This window comes from Paenibacillus monticola (assembly GCF_009664975.1).
In the GTDB taxonomy this organism is placed as follows: Bacteria; Bacillota; Bacilli; order Paenibacillales; family Paenibacillaceae; genus Paenibacillus_AQ; species Paenibacillus_AQ monticola.
In genome coordinates, this window is sequence record NZ_WJXB01000004.1 from 613756 (window position 1) to 630846 (window position 17091).

Annotated in this window: 12 protein-coding genes; all 12 read left to right on the forward strand. The window is 34.3% G+C overall.

The window, feature by feature from the left end:
* The 12 genes from GJB61_RS15285 to rfbH all read left to right on the forward strand — a co-directional run bounded on the left by GJB61_RS15285 (nucleotide 1) and on the right by rfbH (nucleotide 17077).
* Nucleotides 1-1077: a mannose-1-phosphate guanylyltransferase gene (locus tag GJB61_RS15285; protein WP_154119346.1), complete on the forward strand. Its 1077-nt coding sequence runs from the start codon at nucleotides 1-3 to the stop codon at nucleotides 1075-1077.
* Nucleotides 1078-1123: 46 nt separating this feature from the next.
* On the forward strand, nucleotides 1124-2092 hold the full coding sequence (gmd, locus tag GJB61_RS15290) for a GDP-mannose 4,6-dehydratase (protein ID WP_154119347.1): 969 nt from the start codon (nucleotides 1124-1126) through the stop codon (nucleotides 2090-2092).
* A gap of 35 nt (nucleotides 2093-2127) precedes the next feature.
* Nucleotides 2128-3084, forward strand: coding sequence for a GDP-mannose 4,6-dehydratase (locus tag GJB61_RS15295; protein WP_154119348.1), 957 nt, complete (start codon nucleotides 2128-2130; stop codon nucleotides 3082-3084).
* Nucleotides 3085-3097: 13 nt separating this feature from the next.
* Nucleotides 3098-3874: an ABC transporter permease gene (locus GJB61_RS15300; RefSeq protein WP_154119349.1), complete on the forward strand. Its 777-nt coding sequence runs from the start codon at nucleotides 3098-3100 to the stop codon at nucleotides 3872-3874.
* A gap of 8 nt (nucleotides 3875-3882) precedes the next feature.
* Nucleotides 3883-5193: an ABC transporter ATP-binding protein gene (locus tag GJB61_RS15305; RefSeq protein ID WP_229521789.1), complete on the forward strand. Its 1311-nt coding sequence runs from the start codon at nucleotides 3883-3885 to the stop codon at nucleotides 5191-5193.
* Nucleotides 5186-6601 (forward strand): class I SAM-dependent methyltransferase, encoded by a 1416-nt coding sequence (locus GJB61_RS15310; RefSeq protein ID WP_154119350.1) that lies wholly within the window; start codon nucleotides 5186-5188, stop codon nucleotides 6599-6601. The genes GJB61_RS15305 and GJB61_RS15310 overlap by 8 nt, the downstream gene beginning before the upstream one ends.
* Nucleotides 6602-6614: 13 nt before the next feature.
* Nucleotides 6615-7814, forward strand: coding sequence for a glycosyltransferase family 4 protein (locus tag GJB61_RS15315; RefSeq protein ID WP_154119351.1), 1200 nt, complete (start codon nucleotides 6615-6617; stop codon nucleotides 7812-7814).
* Nucleotides 7815-7823: 9 nt separating this feature from the next.
* Nucleotides 7824-10205: a glycosyltransferase family 4 protein gene (locus GJB61_RS15320; protein WP_154119352.1), complete on the forward strand. Its 2382-nt coding sequence runs from the start codon at nucleotides 7824-7826 to the stop codon at nucleotides 10203-10205.
* A 34-nt stretch (nucleotides 10206-10239) separates the two neighbouring features.
* The gene (locus GJB61_RS15325; RefSeq protein WP_154119353.1) at nucleotides 10240-12330 is read left to right on the forward strand and encodes a glycosyltransferase family protein; all 2091 of its coding nucleotides are present in this window, start codon (nucleotides 10240-10242) and stop codon (nucleotides 12328-12330) included.
* 346 nt (nucleotides 12331-12676) lie between these two features.
* Entirely contained in the window at nucleotides 12677-15076 is a 2400-nt protein-coding gene (locus GJB61_RS15330; protein ID WP_154119354.1) for a LamG-like jellyroll fold domain-containing protein, read from the forward strand.
* A 7-nt stretch (nucleotides 15077-15083) separates the two neighbouring features.
* Complete coding sequence (locus GJB61_RS32585; protein WP_154119355.1) at nucleotides 15084-15506, forward strand: GtrA family protein; 423 nt, start codon at nucleotides 15084-15086, stop codon at nucleotides 15504-15506.
* Between the two features lie 11 nt (nucleotides 15507-15517).
* The gene (gene rfbH / locus GJB61_RS15340) at nucleotides 15518-17077 is read left to right on the forward strand and encodes a lipopolysaccharide biosynthesis protein RfbH (RefSeq protein ID WP_229521700.1); all 1560 of its coding nucleotides are present in this window, start codon (nucleotides 15518-15520) and stop codon (nucleotides 17075-17077) included.
* Nucleotides 17078-17091 lie beyond the last annotated feature (14 nt).

The window sequence follows — 17091 nt, forward strand, 5'->3', positions numbered from 1 at the left end:
ATGACAATTACATGTGTAATCATGGCAGGTGGCAAAGGGGAACGCTTTTGGCCTAAAAGCCGGACTAATCTCCCCAAACAGTTTTTAAATATCTCAGGCACCAAATCAATGATTCAACAATCGATTGCGCGACTGGAGAAGTTGATTGATATTAGTCAAATCTTCATTGTTACCAATGAACTTTATGCTGAATTGATTAAGGCTCAAATCCCACATTTACCTCTTGCAAATATTATTATTGAACCAGTGGGACGCAATACAGCACCTTGCATTGGGCTTGCTTCCATAATTATTGAAGACAGGTTTCCGGATAGCACCATGATAGTAATTCCTTCTGATCACATTATCGAGAATGAAGAAGGTTTTGTGAGAATCTTAAAAACCGCAGTAGAGGTTGCACAGGATAATAGTAACTTGGTAACACTGGGTATTCAACCTACATACCCTGAAACAGGATACGGATATATTGAGAGCAGCGATGAATCGCAGCAAATTAATGAATTGCCTGTTCACAAAGTTAATAAGTTCGTTGAGAAACCTGATCTTGCAACAGCCCAATCCTATCTGGAATCGGGTAATTTCTATTGGAATAGTGGAATTTTCATTTGGAAAATAGAGACGATTAGAGGTTACATAAAAGAACTCATGCCTGAAATGCATGATATATTAGAGACAATGAAGACCGTTCTTAAATCCAAAGACCGCGATGCAATCATTCGGTCGGAATTTCTAAAAATGCCAGACCAGTCCATTGACTATGGAATCATGGAAAAGGTCAATAATATATATGTTATCCCTTGTGTATTTGGCTGGGATGATGTCGGTAGCTGGACCGCTCTAGAACGAATTAGCGACCTGGACGAGAACGGAAATGTTATTAAAGGAAATATTTTAAACCTCGATACTAAGCGCTGCATCATAGAGAGTAATGGGAAATTGATTGCAACTCTTGGAATTGAGGATCTAATCATTGTAGATACTGAAGATGTTACATTGATTTGTACTAAAGACAAGGCTCAAGAGGTTAAACTGTTGCTCAAAGAGTTACGTATGCAGAAGCTTGAACAATATCTATAATATAGAGCTTTTCAATTATTTTAAATGATAAAGGGGAACTATGAAAATGACTAAACACGCACTAATTACAGGAATCACGGGACAAGATGGTTCATATTTGGCAGAGCTTTTGCTCTCTAAAGGTTATAAGGTATTCGGTTTGCGTCGCAGAACGAGTGTGCCGATTCTTGAGAATCTTGAACACCTGAAGAATGAAATAGAATTTATTGACGGTGATTTGTTAGATATGGGCTCTCTGATTAATGCGGTGCGCATTTCTAATCCCGATGAAGTGTATAACTTGGCAGCTCAATCATTTGTAGCAACTTCTTGGATTCAACCAGTTTCAACAGGACTAGCGACAGGTATTGGTGTAACTAATATGCTAGAGGCTGTACGCCTAACGAAACCCGATGCAAGATTCTATCAGGCCTCAAGTAGTGAAATGTTTGGTAAAGTAGTAGAAACACCACAAAAAGAAACAACACCTTTCTACCCCCGCAGCCCGTATGGAGTAGCAAAAGTATATGGTCATTGGATAACTGTTAACTATAGAGAAAGCTACAATATGTATGCCTGCTCAGGCATACTGTTCAATCATGAATCCCCACGTCGCGGTATTGAATTCGTAACTCGTAAGGTTACTGATGCTGCTGTAAGAATCAAGTTGGGATTGCAAACTGAGCTGCGCATGGGCAACTTGGATGCACAAAGAGACTGGGGTTTTGCTGGCGACTATGTAAAAGCTATGTGGCTTATGCTTCAACAGGACAAACCAGAGGATTTCGTGATTTCAACTGGCGAAACTCACAGTATTGAAGAATTGGTGGAAATCGCCTTTACTCATGTTGGCTTGAACTGGAGAGATTATATCGTTGTTGACCAGAAGTTTGTAAGACCAGCTGAAGTAGATCTATTGCTTGGTGATTGCACCAAGGCTAAAGAGAAGTTGGGCTGGGAACTTGAGGTTGGGTTTGAGCAGTTGGTGAAAATGATGGTAGATAGTGATATGAAGAAGATATCCAATATTAAATAATCTTTCAAAACTATACTATCCAAAGGGGCTAACTAATGAAGGCTTTAATAACAGGTGCAACAGGGTTTGTTGGGCAATATTTGGCAAGCTACTTAATTAATAATGGATATGAGGTTTGGGGAACGACTCGAATTAATTCAAGAGAGATTAATGATATTCAGGCGATGGAAATAGTGTCTGTTGATTTTGACGATATAGCAGGCACTATTGAAGTGCTAGATAAGATACAACCGGATCAAATTTTTCATCTTGCAGGTCAAAGCTCTGTCAGAGATTCTTGGACAAATAAAATGGAAACCTTTCAGAGTAACGTTAATCTTACGATACAGCTTTTAGAAGCCGTAATGCAGAGTGTAGTAAAAGAAAAAGTGAGTATTCTAACAATTGGGTCATCTGAAGAGTATGGAGGCTTTGACACAAGCGGTACTCCTATATCGGAAGAGACTCTTTTGAAACCAACATCTCCATATGGGATTTCTAAAGCCACTGTAGGTATGTTGGTAAGACACTATTTTACTGCTTATAATTTGAAGATTATTCACGCAAGACCATTCAATCATATTGGGCCTGGACAACGACTCGGGTTTGTAGTGGCTGATTTTTCAAATCAAATTGTGGAAATTGAAAGAGGGCATCAAGAGAATATTATATCTGTAGGTAATCTTAGTGCAAAAAGAGATTTTACTGACGTTCGAGATATAGTAAGAGCCTATCACCTTTTATTGAATCAAAAAGAGAATTTTGCTTGGGGTGAGAGTGTTAATGTGTGCTCTGGTATTGCAACTTCTATCCAGAATATACTGGATAGCTTACTCTCGCTTTCTCATTCCTCAATTGATGTTGTTGTAGATAGTGAAAAATTAAGACCTGTGGATATTCCTTTATTCACAGGGGATAACTCTAAACTCAAGAGTTTAACTGGATGGCATCCAGCTATTGGCTTGACTCAAACGCTTAATGATGTTTTAAAAATACTGAGAGATCAAAGTTAAGGTGAGAAACCGAATGATAAATGACTGGATTGATATTTATAAATATAGAGAGTTCCTAAAAAACTCTGTTTCTAAGGACTTGAAAACCCGTTACAGAGGTTCGGTCTTTGGCTTTTTATGGACGTTTCTTAATCCGCTTATGATGCTTGTTGTATACTCAATACTTTTTTCAATCGTGGTTAGAATGAATGTGGAGAATTACCCCTTGTTCTTATTTAGTACATTACTTTCATGGAATTTCTTTTCGGGCTCAATTCTAGGTAGTTCCTCGGTTATTGTTGGATCGGCAAACCTAATAAAAAAAATATATTTTCCACATGAAGTTCTCCCGATTTCTATAGTTCTTGGGGGATTAGTCAATTATATTTATGGGCTGGTAATCCTCATACCTGCTTTATGCATTTATGGATACTATCCCAATGTGTATTATTTGTATTTACCTTTAATTCTCTTAGTACAGGTCATATTAACTCTGGCTATTTCTCTCATAGTTTCATCATTGACAGTTTTCTTTAGAGATTTAGAGCATATGCTTATCATAATCATGAACGCTTTGTTTTATTTGTCCGGAGTTCTATTCCCGTTGACGGCTGTACCTGAGAAGGTTAGATGGATTTTTAGTTACAATCCTATAGCGATTATGATGGATTCATATCGAGATGTATTCTACTATAATAAGATGCCAGATATGTTCTCTATTTCAATGCTCGGATTATTTTCTTTAGTGTTGCTTGTTGTTGCTCAACGTATATTCGCAAAATTAAAGTTCAGATTTATTGAGGAAATTTAGAGGTGAATATGATGTCTGGAATTGCAATTAAGGTTTCAAATGTTTCGAAAAAATTTAAAATATTTGAGGACAAGCCAGCTACTTTAAAAGATCGTATCATATTTAGAAGTAAGGGAGTATATCAAGAAAAATGGGTCCTTCGGGATATTTCTTTTGATGTTCCAAAAGGGAAAATGATTGGCTTAATTGGGAGAAATGGATCGGGTAAAAGCACCTTGCTAAAAATACTTACCCGAATCTTACAGCCAGATAAAGGGTCTGTAGAGATTGTAGGCCGCGTCTCCAGCTTGCTTGAGTTAGGGGCAGGTTTCCATATGGATTTTACAGGGCGTGAGAACATTTATATGAATGCTTCTATTTTTGGTTTGTCACGAAAAGAGATTGATGGAAAAATAGATGAAATTATACGTTTTGCCGAATTAGGTCCATTCATTGAGAATCCAGTAAGGACCTATTCTTCGGGTATGTATATGAGATTAGCCTTCTCAATTGCTGTTCATGTTGATCCAGATATATTGTTAATAGATGAAATATTAGCAGTGGGTGACAATGCATTTCAAAAAAAATGTATAAGTCGGATTGAAAGCTTTAAGAGTCAGGGGAAAACCATTGTGTTTGTTTCTCATGATAATGGAGTAATGGAGAGACTTTGCGATGAACTTTATTGGATTCATGAATCAGAGATAGTTCAACATGGTGAGCCCCGAAAAGTAGTTCGGGATTATATGGACTTTCTTAACGATAGTGAGGAAAGACGATTAACGGAAGAATCAGAAATAGTCGCAACATTGATGGAAAATGCAGAAATAGTGGACATAGCAGAAAAAGTGGAAAAATCAGAGAAAACAGAGAAAACAGAGAAAACAGAGAAAGCAGGCCGTTGGGGAAATAAATTAGCAGAGATCACCCGTGTGACTATGGTAGATTCAAAGGGTGAAGAAAAGCATTTCTTCGACAAAGGGAAGCCTGTAACAATATTTATCGCCTATGCTGCTTTAAAAGCTCAAATTGATAAACCTGTTTTTGGGATTGGCATTTACAAAATGGATGGATACTGCTGTTATGGAACTAATACGCATATTGATAATGAGAAAATCAGTTTGGATAATACCGGAGTCATAGAAGTATCCATTGAAAACTTGAACTTGGTTGCAGGTGAATATTATTTAGATGTTGCGTGTCATCATGAGGATGGAACCCCTTATGATTATATTACTAAAGCATTAACGTTTAATGTTAAGTCATATGAAGAAGAGATAGGTGTAGCGTATTTAGCGCATCAATGGGTGCATAAAGGAGGGAATGTAAACAATGAGTAACGACTTTAGTACAGCAGAAGAGTTAATGGAGCATTTAAAGAAACAAATTGTTCAATACTCTAATGGTGAAGATGTCACGGTTAATTATAACTTTAAGCCAAACTTTAGAGAAATGAATCTGGCTAATGATGTTGATTTAACTCGCCTGAAACATGAGATTGAAGGGAATAATTTGCTTTGGAATGTAAGCGCAGATCATCCGATCACATCTCACCGGAAGTATATTGGGAAATTTATAGTTTTTGGGAAAAAGGCTGTTAGAAAGTTATTAAAATGGTATGTTTCTAATCCCTTCAATTTGCAAGCTTCTTTTAACGGTTCGGTTACAAGATCTATTAATGAAATGACAAATTTATTAATAGTATCAAAGACAAGGATTGAAGAGCTTGAAGTTATTCAAAATAATTTAAGTGCTAAAATTTCTGAACTGAACGCGCAAATATCTTTACAGAATGACTATATCGGTAGAGAATATAGTGAACTAAAGCAAGAACAAATCATTAAATTAAATACTTATAATAATGAGTACAATAATACTATATCCAATGTGATTTTCCCTAAGCTTGATGAGATTAACGGCAGGGTTCATTTTAATGAACAAAAGTTTAGATCGGAGATGGATTTTGTTAATTACAGAATTCGTAAACTTAAAACTGCTGAACCATTAGGCATTTCCGAAGAATTCTTGCATAATACAGACGAAGTAAACAATCAGCCGATTAACTCGAATTTAAAGTTTGATTATCTCTTATTTGAAAATAGATTCAGAGGATCTAATGATGACATTAGAAATAGGCAGATGAAATACTTGGATTATTACAAAAACAAGAAAAATGTTTTAGATATTGGTTGTGGAAGAGGAGAATTTATAGAACTTCTACTGGAAAATAATATTACTGCCAAGGGAATAGATCTGACTGATGAAATGGTGGAATATTGTCAAGACTTGGGATTACCAGTAGAAAAGCAAGAAGCGATTCATTATTTGGAGCAACAAGAGGATAATTCTCTTGGAGGGATTTTTTTAGGTCAAGTAATAGAACATATTCCATTTGAAAGTATTATTAGACTAGTAGAGCTTGCACGTGCGAAGCTAATGCCAGGCTCTTATCTTATTATGGAGACCCCAAACCCACAAACGTTGGCTATTTTTAGTCGCTCCTTTTATATGGATCCCACGCATGTTAAGCCAGTTCATCCTCTGACAGTACAATTTTTAGCCGAATCTGTAGGATTTAGAGAAACCAATCTTGTTTATTCAGGTAGAGTTGAGAAGGAAGCGAGTATTCCGAGAATTCAAGAAACAACTAGTTCCATTATGAATATTGAAGAGATCAATAAATCAATTGATAAACTTAATGATTTGTTATTCGGAGATCAAGATTACGCCTTGATTGCGCGTAAATAAAGGGCTGAGAGAGATGAAAATAGGAATTATTAAACCTGATTACAAAATTACTGGTGGATTCGAAGTTGTTGTAAATCATATCAAGGCTGAGTTGGAGTACAGAGGGCATAATGTGGATATAGTAAATGTCGACGCGACTAAACGTACTCTAAATGACATACCATGTTCTATAGATTCTCATATATTTCAACAGAATGCTGATTTTTTTAGATATATTAATTATTTTTGGAAATATCTAAAGATGGATCTTTCCATGTACGATATTGTAATAAGTACACAGCCCCCATCCTTTGCTATTCAGCATCCGCGACACATTGCTCTTTTTTATCATCATAGTAAAGCTCATTATGATTTATCAGAGCTTTTTCAGGAGGTTGGATTACATCAGCCCTATCATCGTAAAGCTCAAGAAGTAATCAGAGAAATAGATTCTCTTAGCTTATCTAAGGTTTCTATCATTTTAGCGGGAAGTAATACTATTAAAGAGCGTATTGCAAAATTTAATAACTTGTCAGTTAATGTGGATTTGTTTTATGCAGGAATTGATAAAGATATTTATAATTATTCGGGACCACTTTCCTACAATTATCCTATCGTTGTGGGAAGACACGAATTTCCTAAACGACCAGAATTATTTGTGAATGCCATGAAGAAGTTGCCGAACTCTTATGGACGTATAATTGGGGAGGGAGGGCGGACAGACGATTTAAAGAGAATCGATCAACTCCTTACTTATACAAGTATAGAGGGTATTTATATTCCTGATGATGTTATATGGAAGAAATTGTCCAATGGTTTCTTTGAGGAGGCTCACTCAGAACTATTACGAAAATCAAAAAGGTTTAAACATAAGTCGAATGTTGTTTTTACAGGTCGAGTATCTCGGGAACAATTGTTTAAGGAATATGCTGATGCATTATGTGTAGTATGTCCTGCATTTGAAGAGGATTATGGCTTGACGGCAATTGAAGCGATGGCGTTTAGTAAGCCTGTAATCGCTTGTGCGGATGGTGGAGGATATGTGGAGCTTATTAAAGATGGTGTGAATGGGTTCATAGTAGAACCTAATTCAGTAGCTCTAGCAGAAGCAATACGTAAATTAGTTGACGACCCTGAACTAGCGCGAACAATGGGAGAAAACGCCTTTCAAACTAGTAGATTATATTCTTGGGATAACGCTATAAATAAAATTTCAGAAACAATCCTAAAGTAGGAGGTTCTTATGAATATTGCTATTGTTTCTCCCAGTCCCAAGCCTTTTGCTGTTGGGGGCATCGAAAAATTGATGTTAGGATTATATTATAATATAGATAAGCTGACGGATCACCGTGTTGAATTATTTAAGATACCAGTTGAGGAAAATGATTTTTGGTCATTGATTAACAGCTATGAAAGCTTTTACAGACTCAATCTCGATCATTTCGATATGATCATTAGTTTTAAATATCCTGCATGGATGGTCAAGCATAAGAATCATGTGATATATATGGCCCATCATCTTAGAGGATTATTTGATACATATCATTTTATGAATATGCCCGAGACAATTTCTAACACTAAGTATGCAATTGTGAATGAGGTCATTGAATATACAAAACAACCATCCAATATAGATAAGGATTTAGATTCTTTTTTTGCATTGTTAAAACAACTATATAAAGAAAAAAATTCACTTCCAGATTCTATATTCTCATTTCCAGGACCTTTCATTAGAACTATAATTCACTTTTTAGATAAGTGGGCACTATCTCCTCAGAAAATAACTAGATTTGCATCTATTTCAAATACAGTGAAAGAGAGAATTGATTATTTCCCTCTTAATGCAAATGTTGATGTTATTTATCCACCAACTTCGTTAGAGAATTTAGAAACAGGTGCTTATGAATATTTTTTAATTGTTGGAAGGTTGGATACGGCAAAGCGTACTGATATTGTTATCGAGGCAATGAAACAAGTTAACAATCCTAAAGCTAAGCTATTAGTGGCAGGAACAGGGCCTGAAGAATATAGATTGAAGAGCTTAGCTGGTGATGATTCAAGAATTACTTTTCTTGGATACATTAATAACGAAAAGCTGATAGCTTTATATCGTGACGCTTTAGCCGTAATATATGTCCCTTACGATGAGGATTATGGCCTTGTAACAATAGAGGCAATGCATTGTAAGAAGCCAGTAATTACGTGTATTGATTCAGGTGGAACAACCGAATTTGTCAAACATGAAATTACAGGACTAATTGCTCAGAACAATGCTAAGAGTCTAGCCCAACAAATAGAGTGTTTAATTGATAACGTTCCTTTCGCAATGGAGATGGGAGAGAATGCAGCTAATTTTGTTAGCGGCATATCGTGGGCAAATACAATTAACAAAATATTATCTATAGATAATATTAAGAGGGAAATGACTATTCCAGTAAGAATAAAAAAGAAAATCACAATATTATCCACGTATCCCGTATTCCCCAAAAAACATGGTGGGCAATTAAGAATATTTAATCTGTATAGTAATCTCCAAGATGATTTTGATATAACTATTGTAAGTGTTAATGATCAAGGACAGTACTATAAAAAAGAATATGGTAGTCTTATAGAAATTAGTATTCCTAAAAGTCAAAAGCATCAGGAGAAAGAATGGGCCATTGAGAAAGAAGTAGGTATTCCTATCACTGATATAGCTATGCAAGAACTTTCATTTCACTCACCTGAATATCATGCTATTGCTAAGGAATATATAGAAAAGAGTGACATTCTGATAGCTGCGCAGCCATATTTATTTCACCTTTTCAATGAACATATTGGATCCAAAACAATTATTTATGATTCACAGAATGTTGAATATGAGCTGAAAAAGTCAATGCTTCCCCCTAATAAAATGACGAGTAAATTGATACAAAAGTTATATGAAATTGAGAAAAATGCTTGCCTAAATAGTGATCTAATACTTGCATGTTCAAAAGAAGATATTTTAAAGTTCACTCAAGTCTATGATGGAATAGATGAGGGGAAATTTATGTTGACTCCAAATGGTGTGGATTTAAAAGTGAATCAATATGTGAGCCCTGAATTGAGGGAGATAAAGAAGACGGAACTGGGGCTGACTGATCAGAAAATAATTGTTTTTATAGGCAGTTGGCATAAACCAAATCTTGAAGCGGTAGAAGAAATTTTAAAAATGGCTCCTGATCTGCCTTCATGTAAGTTTATAATTATGGGGGGACAATGTGAGGCTTTCAAAAGCGTAACTCCGCCATCTAATGTAGCTTTTGCAGGGATTGTAAGTGAGGAAATGAAACAGTTGATTTACTCTGTAGCAGACATTGCAATAAATCCAATGGTAAATGGCTCAGGTACAAACTTGAAAATTGCCGAGTACATGGCTAATGGGGTTCCTGTTATCTCAACAGAAGTAGGGGCTAGAGGATATGATTTTCAAAAAACTCATTTAGTAATTGCTGAATTAGTTGATTTCAGTAAAACTATTGAAGGGTTAATGCTAAACAAAGATAGGAAATCTAATTTCTCCGAAAAAGCGTATGAGTACATTAGAATTAATTATTCATGGAGCGAGATATCTGAAAAATTGAAAAAGATCATTACTGACTGATTTTACATGGTTAGTAGAAATGAAGAGGTGAGAAATGAAAAGAAAAGAAATATACACATATATTTGTACATTTGCATTATGTTTTTTTATACTATACCTTAATTTACATGGTGCGAATTTATCCATTCCTCTTATATATGCTGGTGATGGTCTTTTAAACCTTATATGGATTAAAAGTGTTTTGGAAAATGGATGGTATCTTCATAATACGTTATTAGGGGCTCCTTTTTGGCTGGATATGCATGACTTTCCAATGTCAGAGGGATTCAACTTTTTAATTATTAAGTTAATGTCATTATTTACATCAAACGCTTCGATAGTTATTAATCTTTTTTATTTATTGACTTATCCCTTGACTGCAGCTACTTCTTTATTTGTAATGCGGTTCATGAAGTTGAGGGCACCCATAGCAATTGTTGGGAGCTTATTGTTTACTTTTTTGCCGTATCATTATCTCCGTGGAGAAGCTCATTTATTCTTAGCGGGATATTATATGATTCCATTAATAACCTTAGTTATTTTTTGGGTATGGCAAGGAGATTTTAATCGTAAAAAGTGGATAACATCTATACTTTTACTGGCTATTGTGGGGTCATCAGGAATTTACTACGCCTTCTTTTCATGCTTTTTATTAATTATGGTGGGATTAATAATGTCATTCAACAAAAGAAATATAAAACAATTATTGATCCCTATATGTCTTATTTTAGTTATCTTGTTAGTTGGTTTAATTAATCTTGCACCAAACATAATATATAGTTTTCAAAATGGTGCTAATCCAGAGGCAGTAAAACGAAGTTATATTGAATCTGAAATTTATGGATTGAAAATTACGAACTTAATCTTGCCTGTAAATGATCATCGAGTTGGTATATTGGCGAAAATAAAAGATCAATATAATACAATTGCACCTTTAAATAATGAAAACACTACAGCAACACTTGGTTTGGTTGGAACACTTGGATTTATAGTACTTATTTGCTCATTATTTATTAATAATGTGAGAGATGATTTGAAAAAACTTGGTATATTAAACATAATAACCCTCTTATTAACTTCGATTGGAGGAATCGGAACCTTAGTTTCTATTTTTCTAACTTCAGAGATTAGGGGATATAATAGGTTTGGTGTGTTTATAGCTTTCTATTCTATCTTAGCAATTTGTATATTAATCAACAAATGGAAATCAAATTACGTATTTTTGCTTACATTATTTATTTTAATTATAGGTATTTATGATCAAACAAGCACCAAGTTTAATCCGCAGAATGATTATATGCGCTCTGAATATGTAAGTGATGAAGAATTTGTGAATAGTATAGAAAATATAATGCCTCGCTCATCAATGGTATTTCAACTTCCATATATGCAATTTCCTGAAAATGGTCCTATTTTTAATATGGGCGATTATGACCTTGCAAAAGCATACCTTCATTCAAAAAGCTTGAAATGGAGTTATGGGGCAATGAAGGGTAGAAGTCAGGATATTTGGATAAGAAATGTTTCAAACAAAACAACTGAAGAGATGTTACAAACGCTTTCCTTTGCTGGATTTAATGGAATTTATATCGATAGAAATGGATATGAAGACAATGCGAACTTAATAGTTAAGGAATTGAAGGGGATATTGAAAGTTGAACCTATCAAAAGTAACAACGAAAGATTAGTTTTTTTTAGCATGAAAGAGTATAACAAAATTCAGCGTAATTTATATGATCAGGATAACTGGGAGTTGAAAAAGGAAAATGCGTTAAACCCAGTTATTGTAAGCTGGGGCAAAGGGTTTTATGGATTGGAAACTGATAACTCAAAGAATTGGAGATGGAGTTCTCAGCAAGGAGATATGCTTATTAATAATCTTTCAGCCCACAGCAAAACTGTGAATTTAGATATGACTTTTGTATCAGGATCAGAAGTGAACTCGGATCTAACAATTAGTGGAGATTTGATTAGCGAATCTATAAAGATTAATTCAAAAGGATTACACTATAAAAAAACTTTGGAGATTCCTCCTGGGGAACATTTGATATCATTTGAATGTAATGCTGCTAAAATTGATGTGAAAGAGGACCCAAGAGATTTGGTATTTCGTGTTGTTGATTTTAAGCTTTTAAACAAAAATTAATTATTCAAGAATCTGGATACTATAAAGAGTGAATTGAGAATTAGAATACAATGGGGAGTAATCTCAATTCTACTTGTTGATAAGTGAAAAACTAATTATGTATGAATTTTTTTTGCATCTGAAAAGGGCATAGACCTAAGAGAAAGCTTCGATCCTAAACGGGGTTCCAAACCCTGAAAGGAGATTAGGTGCCTTAATGGGTCTGGAAATGAATCATTCTATATGAGATCATCGTACTTTAAACAAAGAGCAACACAGGCTATTACGGTACCGTAATAGCCTGTACACTTATTTGCACTGATTCCAAAATTGAATAAAAATCAATATTTTAAGGAGTGCCACTTGAATGATTGCTTTCAAAAGGAATCATGGTAATCGTATTAACTTTATAATATTTATTGTTCTTGCATTGACGCTAAATATAGCGGTAATATATCCAATGATATTCAGTGGATATATTAGTGATGACTCTATTAACTCTTTTGCCTACGGAATAGCACATGAAAAGAGTATAAGTATTCTAGAATTTTATAATTCAATAAATCTTTCTTGGATGAAAAATGAGGGACGTTTTTTCCCTCTTGCCTTCTATATGTATTTTTTATTTTTTGTTATTAAAAGTGTTGTAGTGTACAAAATATCAATATTAATTATGGTTCTTATTAATATTTCTCTGTTTGGATTTTTTATTAAGTTGTTAACTCGATCAACATTACTAACTATGATCTCACTAGTTCTTCCTTCATGGCTTTTTCAATTTAGAATGCCTCATGATCCTATATTAGGATTCCACTGGCTTTTAGAACTAGTATTCTTATTAACCTTATCATCTCTAATATTTTTGTTTTACTTCTTGAAGTCTTCAAAATATAAATATATATTTTATTCTCTAAGTATAGCTATGTATTTAATCAGTATCCTCATATATGAGATAACTTATTTATTTATTGTTTTACACTTGGTTCTTATTTTAATTTATTCTTCAAAAAAAAGTTTGAAAGCATATGTGACGCAATTATTCCCATATATTATGGTACTATCTATAGTAGGGGGAATATCGGTAGTATTACGAATAATTAAAAGAATAGCCGAAACCTCTATTAATGCGGTGACATATGAACCTAATTTTGATATGGGAAAATATATACTTACATTATTAAAGCAAATATATGCATCGTTCCCTTTAAGTTATCTTTCATTTAACCCTGCTAATTTACAATATTTAAAGAATGCCGACCGTAGCTCGGTCATCATATCTGCTATATTCATAATCCTCATTAATTTCCTGATTTTTAGAAATCTTTTGAAAAAAAGAGATACTCCATTTAAAACCAGCTATAAAGTGTTGTTGGTAATAGGGATTTCATTTCTTGTTCTCCCTAATGTACTTGTTGCGTTATCACCAAAATATCAACAGGAAATAGCTTGGGGATATGGTTACCTTCCAGTGTATATCTCTTACTTTGGTTTAATTATGATATTATTATCTGGAATATTAGTAGTATTCAAGAAAATCGGAAGCAATGGTCGTAAAATGGTTTTATTCGCTTTTATGATAGTAAGCATTATTCTTGGGATTTTGAATTTTATTAATAATAGCGTAGTAGTTCGTGAACTCAATCGTACTTATCTTTATCCTAGGGAGGTTATTCAAAATTCTATTAAGGGTGGTTTGTTTAGCGAATTACCTGAAAACTCAAAACTAATAGTTGATATTGTCTACCCATGGGATGTTACTGCATTTTATAATATATATTCACCTAAAAAGTTAGCATATGTTGATAGCTTGAGTAACTATACTAATAATTCTGTTCCTGCAACTCAATACTATCTGGACTATAAACCTTTTAATGAAGGTAAGGTGGGGTATTCGATCATAAGTAGAGTTGATGAAATAAGTGTATATAATAGTAAGGTTTTCGGTATGACAGGTAATAATTTTAAAATCTACATATCGGGTGAAAAACAGATAAGGAATCTTTCAATAAGTGGATATTGGGCGAGTAAAGATGATTCGGAGAAATTCGAAACATTTCAACTTACTAGCGAAGATTTGAAGTTGGAAGAATCAAACAATGAGGGATATTTATATTCATATACAAACAATCAAAAGGTCTTTGATATTAAATCGTTAAGCGTTAATAAAATGACTAAGTTAACACCTTCCTTTTTCATTAAAGAAAGATCTAAGAGAGATATGTTTTTAGATGATACTAATACTGAGAACATTGTCTTACACACAGGTTTTTACAATAAAGAATTTGGTGCTGGAATTCCTTTAGTTCCAATGACCCTAGAAACAGGTTTTAGTATAGAGGCATTGGTTAATCCTGGGGAAAAGCAAGTGGGTTATGCCAATATATTTGGTAATCACCCTGGCTATAATAATTTCGAGGGATTTGTATTTCAACAAAAAAATAATGAAAATAATGTATTCACTTTAAGTTATGGGGATGGGAGAAAGTTTAATGAATTGGTTGATTTGAATCTTATCCCGGGACAAGTCAATTACATTGTTTTTTCTTTTGATGATAAGAAGGTCTCAATATATTTAGATGGCTTATTTAAGAAGGAGGTTGTAATGGAAGGAGTATTTAGGAATAGTAGTATGCCACTTTATGTAGGAAACTGGATGAATGGTGATCGACCGTTTTCTGGAGTAATAAGTGAATTGAAGATTTCAAATCAGATTACTGGAATTGATAAGGTCGCATTAAACTGGAAATTAATTCAAGAATCAAAATGATAATGGAGTGGTTAATATTCAAATTCCAAAATATTTCAATAGATTCTTATCGAAACAATCTATAAAGTTCGTAGTTGTTGGAGTTTTTAATACTATCGTTGGTTTTCTAGCATATGCTTTATATATTTATTTCATTCACAACAATTATCTACAAGCACTAGTTTTTTCACATGTAATTGGTGTGGCAAATAGCTATCTATGGAATAATAGATGGACCTTTCAACAAAGGAAGTATAATGCAAGAAGTGCTGTTAAATTCATGTCGGTTTACGCTGTCACTTTTTTTGTTAATTTGTTTCTATTAACTATATTAGTTGATACAATAGAAATGAATAAATTAATAGCTCAGGCGATAGCTCTTTTCTTAACAACTTTGGTTAGCTTTTTTGGCCACAAATACTGGAGTTTTAGAACCTCCAAAAATTTATAAGGGGTGTAGTAATGTTAAAGCAAGGTAATATTGTATCACTACAAGAAACAAGAGAATATGCATTAATCTGCAGTACTGAAGGAAATCAAATTCAAGCGTATTCACTAACTAGTGTATATCCAGAAATATTTCTAGATAAATACCACTTTGAAGTTCAACATTCGGACTTGAAAGTGAATTTATATTTAGATATTCGATTGAAATTGAACTTGTCACCAGTCAATGTTGATTTTTTCGCTGAACTAGACAAAAATGAATTCGAAAAACTCGTAAGACTCGATATTCTATCAAAAGTCGAAAATTACTACGAGCTTTTCCATTCTGAGAGAAATAAAGATTTTAACCCAGAAAAAACACAAGTATCTTATGGTGGTAGAGTTTATGATGAAAAGGAAATGAGAAGTTTGGTGGATTCATCACTAGATTTTTGGCTTACTGCTGGCCGATACAATAAACAGTTTGAGAAAGAATATGCAGAGTTTCTAGGGGTAAGATATGCACTGCTAACTAACTCTGGTTCTTCTGCCAATTTACTTGCCTTCTCTGCATTAACATCTCCCAAATTGAAGGAGCGTCAAATCAAGCCGGGGGATGAAGTAATAACTGTAGCTGCCGGTTTCCCTACTACTGTTACTCCTATCGTTCAGAATGGTGCAATTCCAGTGTTTATTGATGTGGAATTGGGAACATATAACATAATAGTAGATCGCATTGAAGAAGCGATCTCACCCAAAACAAAGGCAATAATGGTTGCACATACAATGGGAAATCCATTTGAATTAGATAAAGTGATGGAGATTGCAGCTAAACATAACCTATGGGTCATAGAAGACAATTGTGACGCTCTAGGGTCTACCTTTAACGGGAAATTAACAGGTACGCATGGACATATTGGTACTTCGAGTTTCTACCCTCCACATCATATGACAATGGGTGAAGGCGGAGCTGTCTACACTAATAATGCCCAATTGAAGTCAATTATAGAATCCTTCAGAGATTGGGGCAGAGATTGTTGGTGCCCTTCAGGGTGTGATAATACTTGTAATAAGCGCTTTGGATGGGAATTAGGATCTTTACCCTATGGTTATGATCACAAATACACGTATTCTCATATAGGCTACAATCTGCGGGTTACTGAAATGCAAGCGGCAATAGGTGTAGAACAACTTAAGAAAGTTCCAACCTTTACTCAGGCGCGTAAAAATAACTTTCTCCGATTATTTGAAGGTTTGAAGGATCTGAGCGACTACTTCATTCTCCCAAGAGCTACTAGGAACTCTGATCCCAGTTGGTTTGGATTTATGTTAACTGTACAGGATGGAGTGAAGTTTACTAAGAACGAGATTGTTGAATATTTGGAAGCTAATCGTATTCAAACAAGAATGCTCTTCGCCGGTAATTTGACTCGTCAGCCCGCTTTCCATGATGTTAATTATCGTATAAGTGGGGACTTGAAAAATACGGATAAAATTATGCATGATACCTTCTTAGTCGGAGTTTATCCAGGATTGACAAATGAAAAGATTGACTATGTTATAGAAAAGATTAGAAGCTTTGTGCTAGATAAATAATATACTTCGGGGGT

Bases quoted from the DNA above. Each gene is read 5' to 3' on its own strand.
- GJB61_RS15285 (WP_154119346.1), top strand. From the start codon at position 1: ATGACAATTACATGTGTAATCATGGCAGGTGGCAAAGGGGAACGCTTT.
- gmd (WP_154119347.1), top strand. From the start codon at position 1,124: ATGACTAAACACGCACTAATTACAGGAATCACGGGACAAGATGGTTCA.
- GJB61_RS15295 (WP_154119348.1), top strand. From the start codon at position 2,128: ATGAAGGCTTTAATAACAGGTGCAACAGGGTTTGTTGGGCAATATTTG.
- GJB61_RS15300 (WP_154119349.1), top strand. From the start codon at position 3,098: ATGATAAATGACTGGATTGATATTTATAAATATAGAGAGTTCCTAAAA.
- GJB61_RS15305 (WP_229521789.1), top strand. From the start codon at position 3,883: ATGATGTCTGGAATTGCAATTAAGGTTTCAAATGTTTCGAAAAAATTT.
- GJB61_RS15310 (WP_154119350.1), top strand. From the start codon at position 5,186: ATGAGTAACGACTTTAGTACAGCAGAAGAGTTAATGGAGCATTTAAAG.
- GJB61_RS15315 (WP_154119351.1), top strand. From the start codon at position 6,615: ATGAAAATAGGAATTATTAAACCTGATTACAAAATTACTGGTGGATTC.
- GJB61_RS15320 (WP_154119352.1), top strand. From the start codon at position 7,824: ATGAATATTGCTATTGTTTCTCCCAGTCCCAAGCCTTTTGCTGTTGGG.
- GJB61_RS15325 (WP_154119353.1), top strand. From the start codon at position 10,240: ATGAAAAGAAAAGAAATATACACATATATTTGTACATTTGCATTATGT.
- GJB61_RS15330 (WP_154119354.1), top strand. From the start codon at position 12,677: ATGATTGCTTTCAAAAGGAATCATGGTAATCGTATTAACTTTATAATA.
- rfbH (WP_229521700.1), top strand. From the start codon at position 15,518: ATGTTAAAGCAAGGTAATATTGTATCACTACAAGAAACAAGAGAATAT.